The organism is Bacillus sp. SCT118 (genome assembly GCF_058566435.1).
Genome location: NZ_CP191225.1, coordinates 2,429,182 through 2,452,623 on the forward strand (window position 1 = coordinate 2,429,182; position 23,442 = coordinate 2,452,623).

A 23,442-nucleotide genomic window follows, 5' to 3' on the forward strand; every position below is an offset into this window, starting at 1 on the left:
TATATCATATGAATTTATTTTTTTCTTGTTAAAAGTGACCCCGCCAGCAAAAAAGTAGGGATGGCGGACATACCGATGACGAGCATCCAGTCCCCCGGCGTGATGGCTACAGTATGGAAAATCGGCTGAAGCGGCGGATAGTAGATTACTACAAGCATCAGCAAAATAGATGACAATACCGCGCCGATTAAATACAGGTTTTGAAACGGATTTCTAGAGAAAACAGAAGTTTCGCTGCGGCAGTCAAACACGTGAATAAGCTGAGCGAGCACCAATGTGGCAAACGCGATCGTCTGGGCATAAGCCAAGTTTTCCGGATTGCGGTGGTACACAATGATAAACGCTAAAATAGTGGCAACTCCGATTAAAAATCCTCTGGAAACGACCTTCCATCCTAGCTTGCGGGCAAATACCCCTTCTTTCGGATGACGGGGCTTGCGCTTCATGACGTCTCCTTCCGGCTGATCCATGCCGAGCGCCATTGCCGGCAACCCGTCCGTCACCAAGTTGACCCACAAAATCTGAATCGGAACGAGCGGTAAAGGAAGGGCGAGCAGCATCGCAAACAGCATGACAAGGATTTCTCCGACGTTAGACGCCAACAGGTATCTGATAAACTTCCTGATATTTTCGTAGATGTTCCTGCCTTCTTTTATCGCTGATTTAATCGTCGCAAAATTATCATCTACGAGAACAAGAGATGATGCTTCTTTGGCCACATCTGTCCCGGTAATGCCCATAGAGACGCCGATATCAGCTTGTTTAATGGCAGGAGCATCATTGACGCCGTCTCCCGTCATCGCCACAATATGCCCGTTCTCCTGATAGGCTTTTACGATTTTTAGTTTATGTTCGGGAGAAACGCGGGCAAATACATACACATCCTCCACCACATGAGAAAGCTCTTCTTGAGAAAGTTCATTCAGCATCTTGCCGTCCATGATTTTGCCGCTTTTCGGAAGGAGGCGCAAGTCTTTCGCTATCGCTTTAGCGGTTTCTACATGATCACCTGTAATCATAACGGTCTTAATTCCTGCTTCACGGCATTCTTTAATCGCCTGTCTGACTTCCGGCCGCGGGGGATCAATGATACCTGAAAGGCCAAGCATGGTCAGATCTTTTTCCGCCTGCTCCATTGACGGTGTTTCGCCTGCTTTTATCGGCCTGTAGGCGACCGCTATCGTTCTGAGCGCCTGTGATGCCAAATGTCTTAATACCGCCTCTGTTTCTGCTTTTCTTTCATTTGAAAAAAGGGCCGCTGAGCCGTCATAATAAATACGGGAAGATCGCTGCATCAGTACATCCGGTGCACCTTTTGTAATGATATAGCGCTTTCTGTCTTGATCCTCTACGATGACAGTCATCATTTTCCGTGCAGAATCAAACGGAAATTCTTCGATCACCCGGTAGTTTGATTCAACAAACTCCTTTGAAAAACCGCCTTTTCTTGCCGCGGTGAGCAGCGCTCCCTCTGTCGGATCTCCGTCAAGCACATATTCGCCGTCTCTTTTCTCAATATTGGAGTTGTTACAAAGCGCTCCGAACAGAAGCATCTGCTGAAGCGGCTTATATTCATTGACACTGATCTCTTTTTCGTTTAGTGTGAAGCTTCCTTTCGGTTCATAGCCGGCTCCTGCCACTCTCCATGTTTTCCCTCCGGACCAGACATGTGTCACCGTCATTTTGTTTTGGGTCATTGTCCCTGTTTTATCTGAACAAATGATAGACGCACACCCAAGCGTTTCAACAGCAGGAAGCTTTCTAACAATGGATTTTTGTTTAATCATCCGCTGTACACCAAGCGAAAGCGCCACTGTCACAATCGCCGGCAGCCCCTCCGGAATAGCGGCTACCGCTAACGAGACACCTGCTAAAAACATACTGTACAGATCATGACCCTGAATAACACCGACAGCAACGACAAGTACGGTCAGAAGCAATGCAACAACAATCAAAATCTTCCCGAGCTGCTCCAGTCTTCTTTGCAGCGGGGTTGACAATGTCCCTGCCGATTCAAGCATGTCGGCAATTTTCCCCATAGCCGTATTCATTCCTGTCCCGACGACAACCCCGACACCGCTGCCGCGGGTCACAATCGTACCCATAAATGCCATATTGGTAATATCGCCGAGCGAAACATCCGGTTTTTTCAATTTATCAGCATGCTTCACAACCGGGATTGATTCCCCGGTCAGCGCTGATTCTTCTATTTCAAGGCTTCTCGCTTCAACAATTCGAACGTCTGCGCCAATTCTGTCCCCGCTCGTAAATTTCACAATATCCCCCGGCACAAGTTCCTTAGAAGGAATCTTTGTCCAGCTCCCTTCCCTGAGTGCCATGACATGCGGTGTTGAAAGCTCTTTTAAAGCTTGAAGAGATTGCTCAGCACGCCTTTCTTGAAAGAAACCGAGTATGCCATTCACAAACACAATCGCAATAATGGCAACCGCATCTACATATTCACCAAGAAATCCTGAGATTAACGTTGCTGCCAGAAGCACAAGCACCATAAAATCTTTGAACTGCGCGAAAAACAAGAGAAGCGCTGAAGTTTTTTTCCCTTCTTGCAGCTCGTTTGGCCCATGCTTGTCAAGGCGTTTTTTTACCTCTTTTTCTGTTAATCCTTGTTTCATGGACGTATTGGTTGCCTCTAGTAAATCTGTTTGTCCCATTTCATGAAACTTCATTCCGCTCGTCCACTCCCCTGCTCTCTTATAGAGATATCACTCTATAAGCATGCTTATTCTGACTCGTCCCATTTCATGCTATAATTATCGAATGCAGGAAGAATGAGAGGGTGTATTGCATATGTCGTTTGATGGCATGTTTACATACGGAATGACACACGAACTTAACGAGAAAATAATGGGCGGACGAATTACAAAAGTCCATCAGCCATATAAGCACGATGTGATTTTCCACATCCGTGCCAAGGGAAAAAACCAAAAACTATTATTATCGGCACATCCGAGCTATTCACGGGTGCATATCACGACACAAGCTTATGAAAATCCAAGCGAACCGCCAATGTTTTGCATGTTGCTGAGAAAGCATATCGAAGGCGGATTCATTGAGAAAATTGAACAAGCGGGCTTAGACCGCATTATGATTTTTCATATCAAAAGCCGAAACGAAATTGGCGATGAAACCGTACGAAAGCTTTATGTAGAAATTATGGGCCGCCACAGCAATATCATTTTGACTGACGCAGCAGAAAATGTGATTATCGACGGACTTAAACATTTATCACCGTCAATGAACAGCTACCGTACAGTACTGCCCGGCCAAGATTATAAGCTTCCGCCTGCTCAGGACAAAATATCGCCTCTTGAGGCGTCAGAAGATGATATTTTGCGTCACCTCAGTTTTCAAGAAGGAAGGCTCGATAAACAAATTGTCGACCACTTTTCAGGCGTGTCTCCGCTTTTCGCCAAAGAAGCGGTTCACAGAGCAGGCCTTGCCAACAAAGTCACACTGCCAAAAGCGTTGCTGGCACTGTTTGCCGAAGTGAAAGAGCACCGTTTCATTCCCAACATTACGACTGTAAACGGAAAGGAATATTTTTATCTGCTGGAGCTGACTCATCTAAAGGGCGAAGCGCGTCGTTTTGATTCATTAAGCGAACTGCTCGACCGTTTTTATTTCGGAAAAGCTGAACGAGACCGAGTCAAACAGCAGGCTCAGGATCTTGAGCGTTTTGTTGTGAACGAACGGAAGAAGAATGCCAACAAAATCAAAAAATTAGAGAAAACCCTGGAGTATTCGGAAAACGCGAAGGAATTTCAGCTTTACGGGGAGCTTTTAACCGCTAATTTATATATGTTGAAAAAAGGTGATAAACAGGCTGAGGTCATCAATTATTATGATGAAGAAAGCCCGACAATCACGATTCCTTTAAACCCAAACAAAACGCCTTCTGAAAACGCACAGGCCTATTTCACGAAGTATCAGAAAGCGAAAAATTCGGTCGCAGTTGTCGAGGAGCAAATCAGGCTGGCACAGGAAGAGATCGAATATTTCGATCAGCTGATTCAGCAGCTTTCGTCCGCTTCTCCCCGGGATATCAGCGAAATCAGGGAAGAGCTTGTTGAGGGCAAATATTTGCGCCCTAAGCAGCAAAAAGGCCAGAAAAAGCAAAAACCGCACAATCCGGTGTTAGAAACATATGAATCCACCTCAGGCCTGACAATTTTAGTGGGTAAGAACAATCGTCAAAATGAATATTTAACGACCAGAGCGGCGGCCAGAGACGATATCTGGCTTCACACGAAGGACATTCCCGGCTCCCACGTTGTGATCAGAAGCAGCGAACCGGATGAGCAAACAATCATGGAAGCCGCGACAATTGCAGCTTATTTTTCAAAAGCTAAAGATTCAAGTTCAGTGCCTGTAGATTATACAAAAATCAGGCATGTCAAAAAACCAAACGGCGCGAAGCCCGGCTTCGTCACCTATGACAGCCAGCATACCGTCTTTGTCACGCCTGATGCTGATACTGTCATCAAGCTCAAAAAAAGCTGAGCCGCATAAAGAAAAGCCAGAGCATACAAATGCTCTGGCTATTTCTTTCTTCTCACCTGATAAAGCCTGTTCACTTCAGCAACAAAATCGCCGTCAATCAGCTTATCCACGTTTTCGGCAAGCTCTTTTGTGTGCTTTGGACTGGCTCCGCTTGTAGAAACAGACACAGTGACATGTCCTCTTTTTACGATTTTCGGCATATATACATTGCCAAGCTCAGCGTCACTGACACAATTAACAAGCTGAAAAGGCGAAGCGGATTGGGCAATTTCTTTGTTCACTGCCGCATCATCCGTCGCGGCAATAATGAAAAAAGCATTGAGATAATCTTCTTTTTCAATTGTCCGTTTTTCCCATTTGATACGTCGCTCTTCTGCCATTTGCTTGATTTCCGGTTCAACATCCGGACTGACGAGCGTTATATCAGCTCCCTCAGAAATCACCGTTTTCAGCCTTCTGAGAGCGATGCTGCCGCCTCCCGCAATCACAACCTTCTTCTTTTCCAGGCTAATGTGCAGCGGAAGCATATGAACCTCCATCAAAATCAAATTGTCCCTCAGGATTTGCCGAAGTTTCTCTCACACGGTTCAAAAATGCGTTTTTCACATGAGGATGAAAACCGATATAGGAAGAGAGGTAGACGTTCGGATTATGAGCTTTTAATTTCTGAACCTCTCGTTCGATTTCATTCATCAGCATACCCGTAAAGAGCAAATATGGAACGATAAAGGTTGTTATGCCGTCATCTTTTTTAATTTCTGAAAAAACCTCTTTGTAATTAGGGCCGCATGCTGTCAAAAAGCACGGAATGACTTCCTTGACTGGAATCATTTCCTGAAGAAGATTAGCAATACCGGTTACGTCTCTTTTGACATCTGGATCTGAACTTCCCCTTCCGATGAGTACCACTCTGGCATTTTCATATGGAACACCTATGTCTTTCATTCGGTGATATACAGCCTTGACTACTTCTTCGTCAATCCCGATCGGCTTTCCGTATGAAATGAGGACTGACGGATATCGAGATGCAACACGCGCAATTTCTTCCGGAATATCATGTTTTGCATGCGCAGCTGTTAAAAGAAGCAGAGGCACCACTGCGATATGAGTGGCGCCTTGCTTCACACATGCTTCAAATCCTGTCTCAATTGTCGGCTCCTGAAGCTCTAAAAAGCTGATTTCTTGTACTGGCACAGAGATGTGGGCCTTGCATCCTTCCAAAAAGGCTGCGGCTTCTTGCTGCGCTTTTTTGACCCGGCTGCCATGGCCGACATATAAAATTGCTTGTTTCATTTTTACAACGCCTCGCTTAAATCTTGTTTTTTCAATTCAGATTCAAACCATTCCAGCTTATAGTGATAATTTACAACATTTCCAATGACAATTAAACTCGGATTTGTAATGTTTTCTTTTACCACCGTTTCTGAAAGGGTGTCAACTGTACAAAAAACAGATTTTTGCTTGTCCGTTGTTCCCCAATGAATAAAGGCTGCCGGCGTAGAACCGTCCCGGCCGTTTTCAAGGAGTTTTCTTTCAATCTGCTGCACGTTTTTGATACCCATATAGATGACAAGTGTATCAATTCCTGTAGCCAGCGCTTTCCACTTTTCCTCAAAATCTTCTTCTTTTTTATAATGACCCGTTACAAAAGCGACGTTAGAGCCCGCCTCCCGATGAGTAACAGGAATCCCGGCATAAGCGGCTGCCGCGATTCCAGACGTAATGCCGGGGATGATTTCAAACGGAATTCCATTTTCAGAGAGGCATTCCGCTTCTTCCCCTCCTCTGCCGAACACAAAAGGGTCTCCGCCTTTCAGTCTGACAACCATTTTCCCTTTTTGCGCATACTTCACAAGAAATCGATTGATGGTTTCCTGCTTCATCGTATGAAAATCCGGAAGCTTCCCGCAGTAGATCAGGTCTGCTTGCTCTTTGGCATATTGTAAAATCTCTTTATTTACTAATCTGTCATATAAGATGACATCAGCTTTTTCAATAGCTTTCAGCGCTTTAATTGTCAGCAGATCAGGGTCACCGGGACCCGCTCCTACAATATATACTTTCCCCATCGTATTTCCCCCGATCTATTCGAGTTCTTCCAGAGCATTCGCTGTGATGATGTTCTCGCTTGCATTCCGGCACCTGAGAAGAACGCAGCAGATCATATTCAGCTCAATTTTTGTTTAACAAACTCGATCAGCTGATTTTTACACGCTTCACGGTCATGCTGTCCTGAATCAAGAACGAGCTCTGGAGCTTCCGGTTCTTCATAAGGAGAATCAATTCCTGTAAAGAACGGAATCTCGCCGTTTCTTGCTTTTTTGTAAAGCCCTTTCGGATCTCTTTGTTCACAAATATCAAGGTCGCATTTAATGTAGACTTCATTAAATTCGCCCGCTTCCACAAGCTCGCGAACCTGTTGTCTGTCCTCGCGGAAAGGAGAGATAAAAGCAGTAATCACAATGGTTCCCTGCTGAACAAAAAGCTTCGCCACCTCTCCGATTCGGCGGATGTTTTCTTTTCGGTCTTCATCAGAAAAACCAAGATCCTTATTTAAGCCGTGACGGATATTATCCCCGTCAAGCACAATCACTTGATAGCCTTGCTCAAACAATTCTCTCGCAGCGGCGTTGGCAATCGTTGATTTGCCTGATCCGCTTAACCCTGTCAGCCAGAGAATGGAGCTTTTATGCTTGTTTTTTTGCTGGTACTCTTCTTTTGTGATAGAGGCTTCATGCCATACAATATCGCGATTTGTCACTGCCAGTCCTCCTTAAGATACGCCTACTTCTTCTTTTTTCTTCATCCCTTTGATTAACACTTCTACGACTTCTTTTCGACTGAATTCAGCAGGCGGCAGCACACCGTCTCTCAGCATGCCTCTTACCTTAGTGCCTGATAAAATGACGTGATGCTCTCTGCCATGAGGGCATGTTTTCGCTGTTCCCATATTTCCGCATTTTTTACAGAAGAAGCTGTGCTCGAATTTCAGCGGCGTAATCCCGAGTTCTTCAGGTTTAAATGTGTCAAACAGCTCCTGTGCTTCGTATGTTCCGTAATAGTCACCTACACCTGCATGATCACGGCCGACGATGAAATGTGTGCAGCCGTAGTTCTTTCTGACAAGCGCGTGGAAAATTGCTTCTCTCGGGCCTGCATAACGCATCGCCGCTAAAAAGACACCAAGGAAAACGCGATCTTTCGGGTAATAATGATCAAGAAGCACTTGGTAGCTTTCCATCCGTACATCAGCTGGAATGTCATCAGATTTTGTTTCGCCTACTAACGGATTCAAGAACAAGCCGTCTACTGTTTCAAGAGCCGTTTTTTGAATGTATTCATGCGCTCTGTGAACAGGGTTTCTTGTTTGGAAACCGACAATGGTTTCCCAGCCTTTTTCCGCAAACTGGCGTCTCGTTTCTGACGGTTCAAATGTAAATTCAGGGAACTGTTTTGAAGCTTTTTTAATCAACGTAATCGGTCCGCCGACATATGTATTGCCGCGGCTGAACAGCTTTTTAACACCAGGATGCTCCTGTTCATCTGTTTTGTACACATTGACAGCTTCTTTTTGTTTGTCAGGCACGTACAGGTCTTCGATTTGGATAACGCCGTATGTTTCTCCTTCATACGTTAACTTTACCGTTTCACCAAGTGACAGTTCCGCTGCTTTTTGCGCATCGACCGGAAGCGTGATCGGAAGAGACCAGACAACACCGGAAGAAAGACGCATGTTTTCGACAACAGATACGTAATCTTTTTCATTAAAGAAACCTTCAATCGGGCTGTATGCACCGATACCGATCAATTCCAAATCCGCGAAAGAAATTAAATCAAGTTCAATTTCTTTTTGAATGCCGCTCACATCATATGATTCATCTACTCTGTTTACTAATGTTCCTCCGTGTGGTGCTAAGCTCATAATATCCATCTCCTCCTAGTTAACTTATAAAATTACTCAGATTAATGATCAGATTCCCCCGCCTTGTTCGTGGACTGAGCGTCTCTCTTTACGAATGGCCTTTGTCAGGCTGACGGCACCGCCCGCCGCTAAAAGCACACTTACCATGATAAAGATCGAATAATAATCTGCTTTTAAAAACAAGGATACAAGCAGATAAGAAATCGATAAAGATAAAAACGGCGATACGATCCATACCTTCAGCATCGTTTGAACAACTTGTTTATGGAACACGTTCGGACCGTTTTTTGCCATGCCTATTCCGATAATAGACGATGACGTGACTTGCGCCAAGGGCACCGGCATCCCAAATACAGAACTGATGATCACAAGTCCCGCTCCTGTACCGGATAAGAGAATGCCTTCCCCTTTTGAGAATCTCGTAATTTTCTTCCCGTTTGTTTCTAGCACACGCCGGCCTAATAACAGTGCGCCAAGAGCAACAAAAGCTCCTCCATACAAGGTTCCTTTTCCGACATCAAGCACATCGGCAGCTACTAACGGGCCAACAGCATTCGCCACGTTATTCATGCCGGCAGAGAATGCTTCGAAAAATCCGGCAACTAACAAAACAATGCCGAGGATTTTTTGTTTTTTAGAAGATTTTACTTCAATCTTAAAATAACGAAACAGCTTAGATACGAAATAGGTGAAGCCGAAAGCGAACAGCGGGACAAAAACCCAAAATGACACAATGATCAGAAGATTGTTCACAAACAATACTTTATAAGCCACTCCCACGCCGACAACCGCGCCGACTGTTACTTCACTTGTCGACAAAGGAATGCCGAGCAGATTAGCAGTAAAGAGCGACAGGGCAGCAGCTCCAATAATGATGCAAACAATCGTCAGTGTAATCGACTGCTCAGGAATAATGCCGGAGCTGATTGTTTTTACAACCTCGCCTCCGCCAATAACCGCCCCGGCAAAGACACCGACTGCGCATAGGATCAAAGCGTAAGTTTTCTTTTTGATGGCTCCGGAGCCGTAAGCAACCCCCATCGAAGCTGCAGCGCCGCTTGCACCAATATTCATCGCGAAAAACAAGCTAAATAAAATAGCGGCTAATTCCATTTTGCAGCTCCTTATTCATGCAGTCCGCATTCTGTTTTCGCCATACCATTCCATCTGCCTGAGCGCAAATCCTCTGCTGTAAAAGCGGGAGCAGTGCAAGGCGCACAGCCAATACTTGGATATCCTTGGTCATGAAGCGGATTGTAGTCCAGTTCATTCCGGGATGTGTATCTCCAAATGTCTTTCCAAGTCCAATGGATAAGCGGGCAAACTTTTACTGACTTGAATTTTTCATCTTTGTTTAAGAAATTCGTATTGGCACGACTTGGCCCTTGATCACGACGCAGGCCGGAAAGCCAGGCTGGATGTCCTGAAAGCGCCTCTCTTAAAGGAGCGACCTTTCTAAGATAGCAGCACTGATTCGGCTCTCTTTCCCACAGTTTGTCACCATGTTCTTCGGCTTGTTCCTCAAGGGTGAGGTCTGGTTTTTTCAGGATGATATTAAGACCCGGATAACGCTCTTTCACTCGTTCAATTGTTTCATAGGTTTCTTTAAAATGAAGTCCTGTATCAAGAAACACAATCTCTGCGTCTTTTTTCACTTTATAAATTAAGTCAATCAGAACGATTCCCTCAATTCCGAAACTGCAGGCATAAACAAGTTGATTGCCGTAATGGCCGTATGCCCATTTTAAAACTGACAGCGCTCCTTTATAAGGATCGTCTTCCGGAAATGTAATCGTTGGTTCTTCCCAATTATCATACGTTAACATTTCTTCTTTCCTCCTTTCGGAGACAAACAAACAGTAGCTTTCTGCCGGTTGTCTTTTCCCATGTAATGTGATTCGCGGCTGCTGATATCACAGACAGCCTTTTTTCCTCTTAAAATAAAAAACTTTCAATCCGGCGGAAAGAAAGACAGGAACAGCATGCAGCCCTTATCTTTCAAAATGGAATTCATTTTGCTGGAAGTAGCACCTTACAAACTATGCAGGTTGCCGGGCTTCATAGGTCCAGTCCCTCAGCCGCTCTTGATAAGTTTTTAGATTTGTAGTAAATTTTAGCACAATTCTAACATAAGTCAACCCGACTTTTTTTATAGGATTAATAAAAAAACAGGCCTCACAGCCTGTTTTCAAGTACAGCAAGGCTTTGAAGCCTCTTTGCATCATTTGAATTTATTTTTTATTTTTTAAACCAATCTTTTGACTCGGGATTTTGTTTCCATGTTTGCAGCTTTTTTAGATCATCTGAATGAATATTTCCGTTTTCAAGCGCGACCTCTGTGAGCGTATCATAATCAGTTAATGAGTAGTATGGCAGTTCTGCCTTTGCGAAGGCTTCCTCCGCTTTAGGAAGTCCGTACGTAAAGATTGAGACGACACCAAGCACTTCACAGCCGGCCGCTTGTAAAGCTGCACAAGCTTCAAGCACGCTGCCTCCTGTGGAGATTAAGTCTTCAATGACGACTGTTTTTTGCCCTTCTTGCACAGCTCCCTCAATCTGATTGCCTTTACCGTGCGCCTTCGGCTTGCTCCTCACATAACACATCGGAAGATTCAAACGGTCAGCCGCAAGAGCAGCATGAGGAATACCGGCAGTTGCTGTTCCCGCAATCATTTCAGCTTCAGGAAAATGCTCTTTGACAAGCTTGCTGATGCCTGAGGCGACATCATTTCTGACCTCTGGGAAAGATAGCGTAAGGCGGTTGTCACAGTAGATTGGAGATAAAATGCCGCTTGCCCATGTGAACGGCTCGTTCGGGCGTAAAAATACAGCTTGGATGTCTAATAGATGTTTTGCGATGATTTGTTTCAAGATTTGATTCCCTCCCATTCAAGTCTGACAGCCTTATAGGCTTTTACCGGGTCTTCCGCTTTTGTAATCGAGCGTCCTACTACAATCGCTGATGAACCTTTCTCTCTTGCAATAGCAGGCGTCGCTACGCGGACTTGGTCATTCGCAGCGTCCTCAGACATTCTGATCCCCGGAGTGACAGTCAGAAATGAAGGCGACACCGCTTGGTAAATGGCTTTTGCTTCATGAACAGAGCAGACCACTCCATCCAGTCCGCTCTCTTCCGCCTGTTTGCTGTAGTGCACAACCGTATCAATCAGAGATTTTTCGATCAGCAGTTCATCTTTCATGATTTGTTCAGATGTGCTTGTCAACTGGGTTACCGCGATAAGTGACGGACGTTTTTTTCCGGCCGGCGTACCTTCTTCTAAGCCTTCGAGAGCTGCCTGCATCATTTTTTTGCCCCCGGCCGCATGAACATTGACGAGGTCTACTCCAAGACTGGCAAGGCGCTTCATCGCTTTGTTTACAGTAGTCGGGATGTCATGAAGCTTGAGATCTAAAAACAGCTCGCAGTTTCTTTCTTTTAATTGTTTCACGATCGATGGCCCTTCTTGATAAAAAAGCTCCATTCCAACCTTTACAAATAACGGTTCTTGCTGAAAAGGAGCTAAGAACGCGAGTGTTTCTTCAGCTGATGCAAAATCAAGCGCGATGATGGGCAGGTTGTTTTTCATGATTCCAGCTCCTTCCGATGCATTCTTCAATTGATTGATAGCCGTATTGGCGCAAAACAGATGGGAGCTGTTCAATAATCTCTGGACAGGCAAAAGGATTCACAAAATTTGCTGTTCCGACAGCGACTGCGCTTGCTCCCGCGAGAAGAAATTCCAGGGCATCTTCAGCCGTTTGCACGCCTCCCATTCCAATAATCGGGATGTTGACCATCTGGCTGACTTCATACACCATGCGAATGGCAACCGGCTTCACAGCAGGGCCTGAAAGTCCCCCTGTTTTATTCGCTAATATCGGTTTGCCGGTTTTTAAATCGAGTCTCATGCCAATTAGTGTGTTGATCATCGTAAGACCGTCCGCTCCCGCTTCCTCGATCGCTAATGCAATTTCTGTGATATTAGCCACGTTCGGGGAAAGCTTCACATAAACGGGTACATCCGAAACCTCTTTCACCGCTTTTGTCAAATCGGCAGCCATCTCAGGATTCGTGCCAAAAGCGATTCCGCCTGTTTTCACATTCGGGCAGGAAATATTTAATTCAAGAGCATGAACATTAGGCGCTTTGCTGATATGCTCTGCGACTTCAACATAATCCTCGACTTGAGAACCTGCGACATTGGCAATGATCGGCGTATCAAACTGCTCAAGCCACGGCAGCTCATTATGCAACACGCTATCCAGCCCCGGATTTTGGAGACCGATCGCATTGAGCATTCCAGCACCAGTCTCAGCTACCCGCGGCGTCGGATTCCCAAAGCGTGGCTCCTTTGTCGTAGCCTTAATCATGATCGCTCCAAGACAAGACAAATCATAAAAACGTGAAAATTCTTTTCCAAAACCGAAGCAGCCTGATGCAGGAATGATTGGGTTTTTCAAATCAAGTCCCGGCAATTTCACCTCTAGCATTACAGCGCCACCTCCTGAGCTTTAAATACAGGCCCGTCGAGACATACTTTTACATAGGATGTCTCACTTTCGTTTGTATGGCACACACACGCGAAGCATGCGCCGATTCCGCAGCCCATTCGTTCCTCCATGGACAGATATACTTCTTTATGGGCATATTCCTGTTTTAACGCCTTGAGCATTGGTGTCGGCCCGCAGCTGAGGAGGATATCAAACTCTAGATTTTTCCGTTTAATCACATCTGTGACAAATCCGGTTTCCCCGTAGCTTCCGTCAGCTGTTGCCACATACGTGTCTCCATACTGCCGGCATTCTTCCTCGTAAAAAACATCCTTTGCCGATTGGAATCCTAAAACGTGGATGACATTAACCCCTTTTTCATTCAAGCGTTTCGACAGCTCTTGGAGAGGCGGCACACCTACTCCGCCTCCTACCAGCAAAGCCGTCTTTCCGGGTTGAACTTCATTAACAGGAAAGCCATTTCCCAAAGGCCCGAGGACATCCACAAGTTCTCCCTGCTGCTTCAGTGACAAGAGTCTTGTCCCTTCCCCATCTACCCGATAAATGATGGTGACTTCATTTTTTTCAAAGTTGACGTCTGCGATGCTGATTGGTCTTCTCAAAAGAGGCGTAATCGCTTCGCTCACTTTAAGATGAAGGAACTGTCCAGGGGTTGTAAACCCTTGGACAAGCTCCCCTTTCAGAACCATTTGATACACCCGGTCTGCAATTTGCTGGTTAGAACATACTGTCAAATACGCTTTTTTCATATAGTGACTGCCGCCTCCTGATTTGTGTTGACTGCCGGCATTTGATCAGCACGGAATGTCATGCTTTCCAGCACTCGCAATATCGCCTCTGCCGTATCTAAAGATGTTAGGCAGGCAACACCATTTTCTACTGATTCACGTCTGATTCTAAAACCATCTCTTGCCGGCTGCTTTCCTTTTGTCAGCGTATTGATGACAAACTGCGCTTCTCCGTTTCTGATGACGTCAAGCAAGTTCGGGCCATCCTGACCGATTTTTCCGACGACCTTTGCTGGAATGGAAGCTTCTTTCAGGTAGCCTGCCGTTCCTTCCGTCGCTAAAATGTTGTAGCCGATTGCGTGGAACCGCTTAGCAATGGCAAGCCCTTCTTCTTTGTCCTTATCAGCTACTGTTAAAAGCACGGAACCGTAGTTCGGGATTTGAATACCTGAAGCAATCAAGGCTTTGTAGAGCGCCTTTTCAAGTGTCGAATCTTTCCCCATGACTTCACCTGTTGATTTCATTTCAGGCCCTAACGTAATGTCCACTCTTCTCAGCTTGGCAAAGGAGAAGACCGGCGCTTTTACAAATACACCTTGCTGTTCAGGCTGAAGGCCCTCTGTATAGCCAAACGCAGCCAGCTTTTGACCAAGAATGATTTTAGTTGCGAGATTTGCCATTGGGATACCCGTAATTTTGCTTAAAAACGGTACGGTTCTGCTTGATCTCGGGTTCACTTCTAGCACGTACACCTCGCCTTGCGACAAGACGAATTGAATATTGAGCAAACCGACAATATTCAGCCCTTTAGCCAATGCGATCGTGTATTGTTCAATTTTTTTCTTAATGTCCTCTGTGAGAGACTGAGGCGGATAAACAGCGATTGAGTCTCCGGAGTGAACGCCCGCACGTTCAATGTGCTCCATAATTCCCGGAATGACGACTGTTTCACCATCCGATACTGCATCGACTTCAATTTCTTTTCCAGTCAAGTATCTATCAATTAATACAGGGTGCTGTGGATTGATTTTAACTGCGTTTTTCATGTAATGAAGCAGCTCTTCTTCATGATACACAATCTCCATCGCCCGGCCGCCAAGTACATAGGAAGGGCGTACCAATACCGGGTAACCGATATCACTTGCGATGCTTACCGCCTGATCAACTGATGTCGCTGTTTTGCCAAGCGGCTGAGGAACACCAAGTTCTCCAAGCGCTTGTTCAAATTTATCCCGGTCTTCTGCACGGTCTAAATCTTCTAATGAAGTTCCAAGGATTTTCACTCCGCGTGCAGAAAGCTCGTCAGCAAGGTTAATCGCAGTTTGTCCGCCAAATTGTACGACAACGCCCATTGGCTGTTCGAGGTCAATGATGTGCATAACATCTTCAATCGTAAGCGGTTCAAAATACAGCTTGTCTGAGATGCTGAAGTCTGTTGAAACGGTTTCCGGGTTGTTATTGACAATAATGGCTTCATAGCCTGCTTGTTTAATTGCCCATACAGAGTGAACCGTCGCATAGTCGAACTCGACACCCTGTCCGATTCGAATCGGACCCGAACCAAGCACCATCACACTTTTCTTATCTGTAACGACAGATTCATTTTCTTCTTCGTATGTGCTATAGAAGTATGGCGTTTCTGACTCGAATTCCGCCGCGCACGTATCTACCATTTTGAATACCGGCGCAATCCCCGCTTGTTTTCTCAAGCTGTAAAGCTCGGATTCTTTCATTTTCCATTCACGGCTGATGTACTGATCAGAGAAGCCGAGTTCTTTTGCCCGTCTCAGCACATCTGTATCGCCCGCATTCGCCTTCAATTCTTTTTCAAACTGTACGATTCCGAACAGCTTATGCAAGAAGAAAACATCGATAGCGGAAAATTCATGGAGGTCTTCTACCGTGTAGCCTCTTCTGTACGCTTCAGCTAAGTAGAATAAGCGTTCATCACCGGCCTTTTTAATTCGCTTTTCAAGAAGCTCATCTGAAATGTCAGCGGCGTCCTTCAATTCAAGATGATACACATCCGCTTCCAGTGATCGCACTGCCTTCAGCAATGACTCTTCAAGCGTGCGGCCGATTGCCATGACCTCACCTGTCGCTTTCATTTGCGTGCCAAGCTTTCTGTTTGCTGATTCAAACTTATCAAACGGCCAGCGCGGAATTTTGGATACGACATAGTCAAGAGCAGGTTCAAATGCTGCGTATGTTTTTCCTGTCACCGGGTTCATCATTTCATCTAATGAAAGGCCGACTGCAATTTTAGCAGCGAGCTTTGCAATCGGGTATCCCGTTGCTTTTGATGCAAGGGCAGATGAACGGCTGACACGCGGATTTACTTCAATAATGTAATATTGGAAGCTGTCTGGGTCTAAAGCGAGCTGCACGTTACATCCGCCTTCGATTCCAAGCGCGCGAATCAGTTTTAACGATACATTCCGCAAGAGCTGATATTCGCGATCGCTGAGCGTTTGGCTCGGCGCGACAACAATACTGTCTCCAGTATGGATTCCAACCGGATCAATGTTTTCCATGTTACAAACGACAATGGCGTGATCCTGGCTGTCTCTCATGACTTCATACTCGATTTCTTTATAGCCGGCGATGCTTTTTTCAAGCAGACATTGGTGTACCGGGCTTAATTTCAAGCCGTTCTCAACGATTTCTTTTAACTCTGTCTCATTCGAGCAGATGCCTCCGCCTGTTCCGCCTAATGTATATGCCGGGCGGACAATGACAGGGAATCCAATTTGACTGACGAATTTTTCTGCTTCTTCAAGGGAGTGGATAATCTCACTTTCAGGCACCGGTTCATTCAGTTCATTCATTAATGTTCTGAACAAGTCACGGTCTTCAGCTTGCTGAATTGCAGACAGTTTTGTGCCAAGCACTTCGACGCCGCATTCTGCCAGAACACCTCTTTCAGAAAGCTCAACCGCAAGATTCAAACCGGTTTGGCCTCCGAGTGTAGGAAGAATGGCATCTGGTCGCTCTTTTCTGATGATTCTTGTCAGGAATTCAGGTGTGAGCGGTTCGATATAAACCCGGTCAGCCATTTCTGTATCTGTCATGATCGTGGCAGGGTTTGAGTTGACAAGGATGACTTCATAACCTTCTTCTTTCAAAGCAAGACAGGCTTGTGTTCCCGCATAGTCGAATTCTGCTGCTTGGCCGATGATGATCGGTCCAGATCCGATTACTAAAATTTTGTTAATGTCTACGCGTTTTGGCATACCGCTTCCCCTTCTTTCTCTGTTGTTTCGATCATTTCGATGAATCTGTCAAATAGGTGGTTGGCATCCTCAGGACCAGGTGAGGCTTCGGGATGATATTGAACCGTAAATGCCGGCAATGTTTTATGCTTCAGCCCTTCAATCGTATCGTCGTTAATTGCGATATGCGTCACTTCCAGTTCTGTTTTACTGATAGACGAAACTGTATATCCATGGTTTTGAGATGTTAAGGCAACTTTTCCTGTAGCCAGCTCTTTTACCGGGTGGTTTGAGCCCCTGTGGCCGAATTTCATTTTTTCGGTATTCGCCCCGCACGCCAGCGCGAATAATTGGTGGCCAAGACATATTCCGAATAATGGCACTTTTCCAAGAACACCTTTAATCATTTCAATCGCTTCAGGCACATCCTTTGGGTCTCCAGGTCCGTTAGAAAGCATGATACCGTCCGGTTTCAGCTGAAGCACCTCTTCCGCTGTAATGTTGTAAGGCACAACGATGACGTCACATTTCCGTTTGTTCAGCTCTCTTAGAATCCCGTGTTTCATGCCGAAGTCAACCAAGACGATGCGTTTGCCTCTTCCCGGGCTCGGATATGCTGTTTTTGCTGATACTTGGGATACTTGATTTCTTGGCAATTCCGTTTCGTTCAGTCTTTTCAGCACTGCTTCGATATCTTCATCAGATGAAGCGAATGTTCCTTTTAGCGCGCCTGCCGTGCGGATCATTCTTGTCAGCTTCCTTGTATCAATCCCCTGGAGTCCGGGAATATTTTTCATTTTTAAATACTCGTCTAAGGTGTATGCTGAACGCCAGTTGGAAGGCAGCTCACATAATTCTTTGATGATCAGCCCTTTGACAAAAGGGGTAATGGATTCAAAATCATCACGGTTAATGCCGTAATTTCCGATAAGCGGGTATGTTAATGTTACGATCTGTCCGCAGTAAGAAGGATCAGATAAAATTTCCTGATAGCCTGTCATCCCAGTATTAAAAACGACTTCTCCCATGTTGTGTTCTAAGCTTCCAAAGGCTTCTCCCTCGAATACCGCTCCGTTTTCCAGTACTAATCGTCTCTTCATTTGACAAGTCTCCCCTCTTCATAAGCAAGCTTCCCTGCCGCAATTGTAGCGACCGGCCAGCCGGTGCAGCTGATGCCGTTGAATGGTGTATTTTTTCCTTTTGATAAAAATGTCTCTTTGTCTATAACTGCTTCTTTTTCTAAATCGATTAACGTAATGTCCGCAGCTTGCCCCGTTTGTAATGTTCCATATGGGAGACCGAACGCTTCGCATGGCTTGATTGTCATGTAGTCAATCAACTGCTTCAGCGACCATTTGCCATTTTTGACAAAGTGTGTGTAAAGAAGCGGGAATGCTGTTTCTAAGCCGACAATTCCGAATGGCGCCAGCTTTATTTCTGTGTTCTTCTCTTCTTCCGTATGCGGTGCATGGTCTGTTGCGATAAAATCAATTGTTCCGTCTAAAAGACCTTCAATTAAAGCAGCTCTGTCTTCTGGGCTGCGGAGCGGAGGATTCATTTTATAGTTTGTGTCCAGCCCCGGGATGTCCTCATCACAAAGCAGCAAATGATGCGGCGATACTTCTGCTGTCACTCTGATTCCCGCTTTTTTCGCATCGCGTACAACTCTGACAGATTCTTTCGTGCTGATATGGCATACATGATAATGGCAGTTTGCCGCCTCAGCCAGCAGCACATCGCGAGCAATATGAACCGATTCACACACAGAAGGAATGCCGTTTAGCCCGTTCGCTTTGGAGAATGTCCCCTCATGTACGCTCCCTCCGTAAATTAAGGAGTTGTCCTCGCAATGTGCAACAATCGCTTTGTCAATTGCGGCTGCCCGTTTCATCGCTTCATACATCATTCCTGCTGTCTGTATACCAACGCCGTCATCTGTAAAAGCAAATGCCCCGGCTTCTTTTAACGCTTCAAAGTTTGTCATTTCATCGCCGATTTGTCTGATCGTAATGGATGCATATGGAAGAACTCTGACGCATGATGTTTCTTTAATTCTGTTTTGCACCCATTCCATCTGCTCCTTTGTATCAGGAACCGGCCGCGTATTCGGCATTGCTGCTACTGTAGTATAGCCGCCGCGTGCCGCTGCTTTTGCCCCGGTTTCAATAGTTTCTTTTTTCTCTCCGCCCGGCTCTCTGAAATGCACGTGGAGATCAACAAACCCAGGTGAAACGAGCAAACCTTTTGCATCAATTACCGTTTCATTATCCGTTGCATCAAGCTTGCCGATTGCGGTGATGGTTTCTCCAGTCACTCGGATATCCGCTTGTGTTTTTTCACCATTTTCGTTTAGTATCCAGCCGTTTTTAATGAGATATGACATACGCTGCTTCTCCTCTTTTCACATTGGTTTGTAAGGCACGCTGTATCACTGCCATTCTGATAAATACGCCATTTTGCATTTGCTTGAAGATTCTTGATTTTTCGCTTTCTACTAAGCTGTCATCAATCTCCACTCCTCTGTTTACCGGAGCAGGATGCATGATGATCGCATGCCGCTTCATACGCTCAGCCCGTTCTACGGTCAAGCCGTATTTGTTTAAATAGCCTTCCTGGCTGACAGCGGACTGATGCCGTTCATTTTGAATGCGCAGCAGCATGACAACATCGGAAGACTCAACTGCTTCATCCATTGAGACATACGTGCCGAATGTATTTTCTTCATCCTGCCATTCCGAAGGGCCGGAAAATAGGACCCGGGCACCCAATCTTGTCAACACTTCCGCATTTGACCTTGCCACTCTGCTATGCTTGATGTCGCCGTGAATGGAGACGGTAAGCCCTTTGAACGTATTGAACTCTTCATAAATCGTCATTAAATCAAGCAGTGATTGTGTTGGATGCTGGCCGCACCCGTCTCCCGCATTCAGAATCGGAATGTTCACCTGGCTGACAAGCTCTTCATAATACTCATCCTCACTGTGCCTGATGACGCAGACGTCCACACCGATTGATTCGAGCGTCCGGATCGTGTCATATAAGGTTTCGCCTTTTTGCACGCTTGTGCTTGTTCCATCAAGGTTGAGCACATTCATGCCCAGCTTTTTTTCTGCGACCTCAAAGCTGAACCGCGTTCTCGTGCTCGGTTCGAAAAACAGGTTTGCGGCAAACTTTCCTGTAAGCTGATTGTCTGTTTTTCCGCTTTTGAGCTCTTGTGCTGTTTGAAGCAAATCTTTGATTTCCTCAGTGCTAAGTTCACTCATCGTCGTTAAATGCTTCATGTTCTTTCCCCTCTCTTTTCAACTTAAGGCTGAAAAAAAACCCCGGTCTAAGATAGACTCGGGGTATGGTTAAATAGAGGGCAGCATTGAAGCTTCCTTCTCTTCATAACCCTTCCAAGCCTCTCTGGACTTTCATTAAAAGGTTTTAAATATGATGTTGTTCAGATGTGTCTGCCTGCTCTTCCTTCGCCTGCGGAAGAATCAGGTTTAAGATGACACCGACAATTGCGGCAAGCGCCATTCCTGACACTTGGAATCCGCCTTGAGACACTTGGATAAAAGCGCCTCCTACACCGATGACAAGGATAACTGATGTAATAATGAGGTTTCTGTTGTTTTCATAATCAATTTTGTTGTCAATCAGCATTCGCAGGCCGCTTGAAGCAATGATTCCGAACAGCAGGAAGGAGACGCCTCCCATGACCGCTGACGGCACTGAACTGATCAGCGCTGAAATTTTGCCGATAAAGCCGAAGCAACAAGCAATCACTGCCGCTCCTCCGATGACAAAGACGCTGAATACTCTTGTGATGGCCAGCACGCCAATGTTTTCTCCGTAAGTCGTTGTCGGCGGACCGCCGATCAGGGAAGCGAGGATTGTCGCCACACTGTCACCCATAATAGAGCGATGAAGACCTGGCTTTTTAATGAAATCTTGTCCGACAACCTTGCTCAGCACCATTTGGTGGCCGATATGCTCTGACATTGTGACAAATGCGACAGGAACCATTGCGGCTGCGATGCCGAGTGTAACTGACGGTGAATAATCTTTGAACGGAATAATAAATTCAGGCACTGCGAACCATTTCGCGTCAAGCACCGGCTGGAAGTTAACAATCCCTTGAGTAAGGGCGAACAGGTATCCGCCGATGATTCCGATCAGAACCGGAATCAGGCTTAAAAATCCTCGTAAGAAAATCGCACAAATGATCGTGATTGCCAGCGTAACTCCTGCGACACTAAAGTGCTTTAAGCTGTAGACCAACTCACTCGCGTTCGGATCAGCATACATCGCCATGTTTACCGCAGTGCTTGCCAGTCCCAGCCCGATGACGATAATAACAGGCCCTACGACTACAGGCGGGAGAATCTTCATCAGCCATCCTGTTCCAAGCTGCCTAATCAATAAGGCAATCAGCCCGTACACCAGCCCTGCAAGAAACGCTCCAACCATTGCCGCTCCCGGCCCGCCGGTCGCTTTTACCAGAATGATCGGAGAAATAAAGGCGAAGGACGAACCGAGATACGCCGGAATTTGCCCTTTCGTAATAAGAAGGTACGCCAGTGTTCCGATGCCGCTTGTCACCAACGCCACAGCAGGACTCATTCCGACGAGCTTCGGAACCAAAATGGTTGAGCCAAACATGGCAAACAAATGCTGAAGGCTGAATGAAACCCAAGAGAAAGGTGTCGGGACATCCCTGACCCCTAAATTTACTTTTTTCTTACTCATGATGATTTCCCCCTGATTGTTGACTTTCATTTTAGGATGACTCAATGACTGAATAAAAAAACCTCTTTGCTTTTTTACGCAAAGAGGCATACAAAGACCTGCCGAATCCTTTTTGGGCCTTTGTTGTGCACCTCTTTGCAACCTCACTGGATTGCCCTTAAAAAGGTGATCTATTATTCGTTTTCATAAATGGCGACGAGATCGTTTTGGTCTACCTCATCAAGCTGAACCATAACCTTTTCTGACTTTGATGTCGGGATGTTTTTCCCGATATAATCCGCTCGGATCGGCAGCTCCCGGTGTCCTCTGTCCACAAGCACTGCAAGCTGAATGGAGGAAGGTCTGCCTACATCAACAAGCGCATCCATTCCTGCTCTGACTGTTCTTCCGGTATACAGAACATCATCAACGAGAATGACTTTTTGATCTGTAATATCTACCGGAATATCTGCACCTTTTACAAGCGGTTCATCGTTGCTCGTTTTTTTAGAAAGATCGTCTCTGTAAAGAGTAATATCAATTTCACCGACTGTAACAGGATTTCCCTCAATCTGTTCAATGCGTTCCGCAAGGCGTTTTGCCAGGTAAATCCCTCTGGTCTTAATGCCGACAAGAATGCAGTTATTCATTCCTTTATTGCGTTCGATCATTTCGTGAGCAATCCTGGTCAGCGCCCGTCTGATTGCCTGTTCGTCGAGAATGACAGCTTTTTGATTCAATGTGTGACACCTCACAGTTCATATAGAAGAAAAAAACCCTCCTGCCAGAGCATAGAGGGGTTTTAGGACAAGGTGCGCGCATATACACGCATCCCGTCTATCCGTTATCCTTCTCAGCCTCTCTGGACTGTTTTAAAGAATCTATTCAGCTTCGTTTATTATTTCAGAAAAGAAACACGCTGTCAACCGTTTTTTCTGAGGTTTTCGATTAATTCTGCCATATCCTCAGGAAGCGGCGCTTCAAATTCGACATATTCTCCTGTTCGCGGATGGTCAAAACCTAAAACTCCCGCGTGAAGCGCTTGGCCATTAAAGTCGATTGTTTTTCTTGGGCCGTATTTCGGATCGCCTGCTAATGGGAATCCGATATATTTCATATGAACACGAATTTGATGGGTTCTCCCTGTTTCAAGCTGGCATTCCACTAACGTAAAATCCTGAAAACGCTCAAGCACATGAAAATGAGTGACAGCGCTTTTGCCATCACGTGTCACAGTCATGCTTTGACGGTCTTTCTTATCTCGTCCGATCGGCGCATCAATTGTTCCGTCATCGTGAGAAATAAGCCCGTGGACAACGGCCGTATATTTTCGGGTGACCGTTTTGTTGACCAATTGGTTTACGAGTGACTCGTGTGCCATATCATTTTTCGCCACCATTAATAACCCGGACGTGTCCTTATCGATTCTGTGAACAATGCCCGGACGCATCACGCCATTTATACCGGAAAGGTCCGTGCAATGAGCCATAAGGCCGTTTACAAGTGTGCCCGTAAGATGCCCGGGTGCTGGGTGAACAACCATTCCGCGAGGTTTGTTGACGACCAGCACATCCTGGTCCTCATAATAAATATCCAGATCCATAGGCTCTGCCAGGACGTCGAGCGCTTCCGGTTCGGGTACAGTGACGGTCACCTGATCACCCGGCTGAATTTTATAATTCGCTTTCACCGCGCTTCCGTTCACGACAACCTGTCCGTCTTTTACCCATTGCTGAACCTGGGTTCTTGACCAATCATTCTCAGTCGATGCCAAAAATTTATCAATCCGCTCACTTTTTTGTTCTTCTGAAGCGGTTATATCAATTTGATTCAT

At 45.7% G+C, this 23,442-nt stretch carries 20 protein-coding genes and 1 riboswitch; of the genes, 1 reads left to right on the plus strand and 19 read right to left on the minus strand.

The features are described from left to right. Positions 1-14: 14 nt before the first annotated feature. Positions 15-2,687, minus strand: coding sequence for a calcium-translocating P-type ATPase, SERCA-type (locus ACQVGT_RS12325; RefSeq protein WP_046340232.1), 2,673 nt, complete (start codon positions 2,685-2,687; stop codon positions 15-17). Between the two features lie 121 nt (positions 2,688-2,808). On the opposite strand from ACQVGT_RS12325, the gene rqcH reads away from it, so the two are divergent. Then, on the plus strand, positions 2,809-4,521 hold the full coding sequence (gene rqcH, locus ACQVGT_RS12330) for a tRNA modification protein RqcH (RefSeq protein ID WP_015383626.1): 1,713 nt from the start codon (positions 2,809-2,811) through the stop codon (positions 4,519-4,521). 38 nt (positions 4,522-4,559) lie between these two features. Here rqcH and sirC read toward each other — a convergent pair whose 3' ends face one another. The 18 genes from sirC to ACQVGT_RS12420 form a co-directional block, all read right to left on the minus strand. After that, positions 4,560-5,048: a precorrin-2 dehydrogenase gene (sirC, locus tag ACQVGT_RS12335; RefSeq protein ID WP_015383625.1), complete on the minus strand. Its 489-nt coding sequence runs from the start codon at positions 5,046-5,048 to the stop codon at positions 4,560-4,562. Continuing rightward, the gene (gene sirB / locus ACQVGT_RS12340) at positions 5,029-5,814 is read right to left on the minus strand and encodes a sirohydrochlorin chelatase (RefSeq protein WP_015383624.1); all 786 of its coding nucleotides are present in this window, start codon (positions 5,812-5,814) and stop codon (positions 5,029-5,031) included. The genes sirC and sirB overlap by 20 nt, the downstream gene beginning before the upstream one ends. Positions 5,815-5,816: 2 nt before the next feature. After that, a complete protein-coding gene (gene cobA / locus ACQVGT_RS12345; protein WP_015383623.1) occupies positions 5,817-6,590 on the minus strand; it encodes a uroporphyrinogen-III C-methyltransferase in 774 nt (257 codons plus the stop codon). 98 nt (positions 6,591-6,688) lie between these two features. Then, positions 6,689-7,282 carry an adenylyl-sulfate kinase gene (cysC, locus tag ACQVGT_RS12350; RefSeq protein ID WP_015252120.1) on the minus strand — a complete coding sequence of 198 codons (594 nt, stop codon included), beginning with the start codon at positions 7,280-7,282 and terminating at the stop codon, positions 6,689-6,691. A 12-nt stretch (positions 7,283-7,294) separates the two neighbouring features. Further along, positions 7,295-8,443, minus strand: coding sequence for a sulfate adenylyltransferase (gene sat / locus ACQVGT_RS12355; RefSeq protein ID WP_003245745.1), 1,149 nt, complete (start codon positions 8,441-8,443; stop codon positions 7,295-7,297). A 48-nt stretch (positions 8,444-8,491) separates the two neighbouring features. Beyond that, a complete protein-coding gene (gene cysP, locus ACQVGT_RS12360) occupies positions 8,492-9,556 on the minus strand; it encodes a sulfate permease (protein ID WP_015383622.1) in 1,065 nt (354 codons plus the stop codon). An 11-nt stretch (positions 9,557-9,567) separates the two neighbouring features. Next, positions 9,568-10,269: a phosphoadenylyl-sulfate reductase gene (locus ACQVGT_RS12365; protein WP_015483213.1), complete on the minus strand. Its 702-nt coding sequence runs from the start codon at positions 10,267-10,269 to the stop codon at positions 9,568-9,570. A gap of 162 nt (positions 10,270-10,431) precedes the next feature. After that, positions 10,432-10,537: riboswitch (SAM riboswitch) on the minus strand. A 144-nt stretch (positions 10,538-10,681) separates the two neighbouring features. Next, the gene (gene pyrE, locus ACQVGT_RS12370) at positions 10,682-11,314 is read right to left on the minus strand and encodes an orotate phosphoribosyltransferase (RefSeq protein WP_015483212.1); all 633 of its coding nucleotides are present in this window, start codon (positions 11,312-11,314) and stop codon (positions 10,682-10,684) included. Continuing rightward, positions 11,311-12,030, minus strand: coding sequence for an orotidine-5'-phosphate decarboxylase (pyrF, locus tag ACQVGT_RS12375; RefSeq protein ID WP_003232107.1), 720 nt, complete (start codon positions 12,028-12,030; stop codon positions 11,311-11,313). Before pyrF ends, pyrE begins: the two co-directional genes overlap by 4 nt. After that, positions 11,999-12,934 carry a dihydroorotate dehydrogenase gene (locus ACQVGT_RS12380; RefSeq protein ID WP_015483211.1) on the minus strand — a complete coding sequence of 312 codons (936 nt, stop codon included), beginning with the start codon at positions 12,932-12,934 and terminating at the stop codon, positions 11,999-12,001. The genes pyrF and ACQVGT_RS12380 overlap by 32 nt, the downstream gene beginning before the upstream one ends. After that, positions 12,934-13,704: a dihydroorotate oxidase B electron transfer subunit gene (gene pyrK, locus ACQVGT_RS12385; protein WP_015383619.1), complete on the minus strand. Its 771-nt coding sequence runs from the start codon at positions 13,702-13,704 to the stop codon at positions 12,934-12,936. The genes ACQVGT_RS12380 and pyrK overlap by 1 nt, the downstream gene beginning before the upstream one ends. After that, on the minus strand, positions 13,701-16,916 hold the full coding sequence (gene carB, locus ACQVGT_RS12390) for a carbamoyl-phosphate synthase (glutamine-hydrolyzing) large subunit (RefSeq protein ID WP_015252124.1): 3,216 nt from the start codon (positions 16,914-16,916) through the stop codon (positions 13,701-13,703). The genes pyrK and carB overlap by 4 nt, the downstream gene beginning before the upstream one ends. After that, entirely contained in the window at positions 16,901-17,995 is a 1,095-nt protein-coding gene (locus tag ACQVGT_RS12395) for a carbamoyl phosphate synthase small subunit (protein ID WP_003232115.1), read from the minus strand. The genes carB and ACQVGT_RS12395 overlap by 16 nt, the downstream gene beginning before the upstream one ends. Continuing rightward, positions 17,992-19,278, minus strand: coding sequence for a dihydroorotase (gene pyrC / locus ACQVGT_RS12400; protein WP_015383618.1), 1,287 nt, complete (start codon positions 19,276-19,278; stop codon positions 17,992-17,994). The genes ACQVGT_RS12395 and pyrC overlap by 4 nt, the downstream gene beginning before the upstream one ends. After that, the gene (locus ACQVGT_RS12405) at positions 19,262-20,176 is read right to left on the minus strand and encodes an aspartate carbamoyltransferase catalytic subunit (RefSeq protein WP_015383617.1); all 915 of its coding nucleotides are present in this window, start codon (positions 20,174-20,176) and stop codon (positions 19,262-19,264) included. Before ACQVGT_RS12405 ends, pyrC begins: the two co-directional genes overlap by 17 nt. A gap of 145 nt (positions 20,177-20,321) precedes the next feature. After that, positions 20,322-21,629, minus strand: a complete 1,308-nt coding sequence (pyrP, locus tag ACQVGT_RS12410) for a uracil permease PyrP (protein ID WP_015483210.1) — start codon at positions 21,627-21,629, stop codon at positions 20,322-20,324. A 173-nt stretch (positions 21,630-21,802) separates the two neighbouring features. After that, positions 21,803-22,348, minus strand: coding sequence for a bifunctional pyrimidine operon transcriptional regulator/uracil phosphoribosyltransferase (gene pyrR / locus ACQVGT_RS12415; protein ID WP_003232127.1), 546 nt, complete (start codon positions 22,346-22,348; stop codon positions 21,803-21,805). 182 nt (positions 22,349-22,530) lie between these two features. Continuing rightward, positions 22,531-23,442 carry an RluA family pseudouridine synthase gene (locus ACQVGT_RS12420; protein ID WP_015383615.1) on the minus strand — a complete coding sequence of 304 codons (912 nt, stop codon included), beginning with the start codon at positions 23,440-23,442 and terminating at the stop codon, positions 22,531-22,533.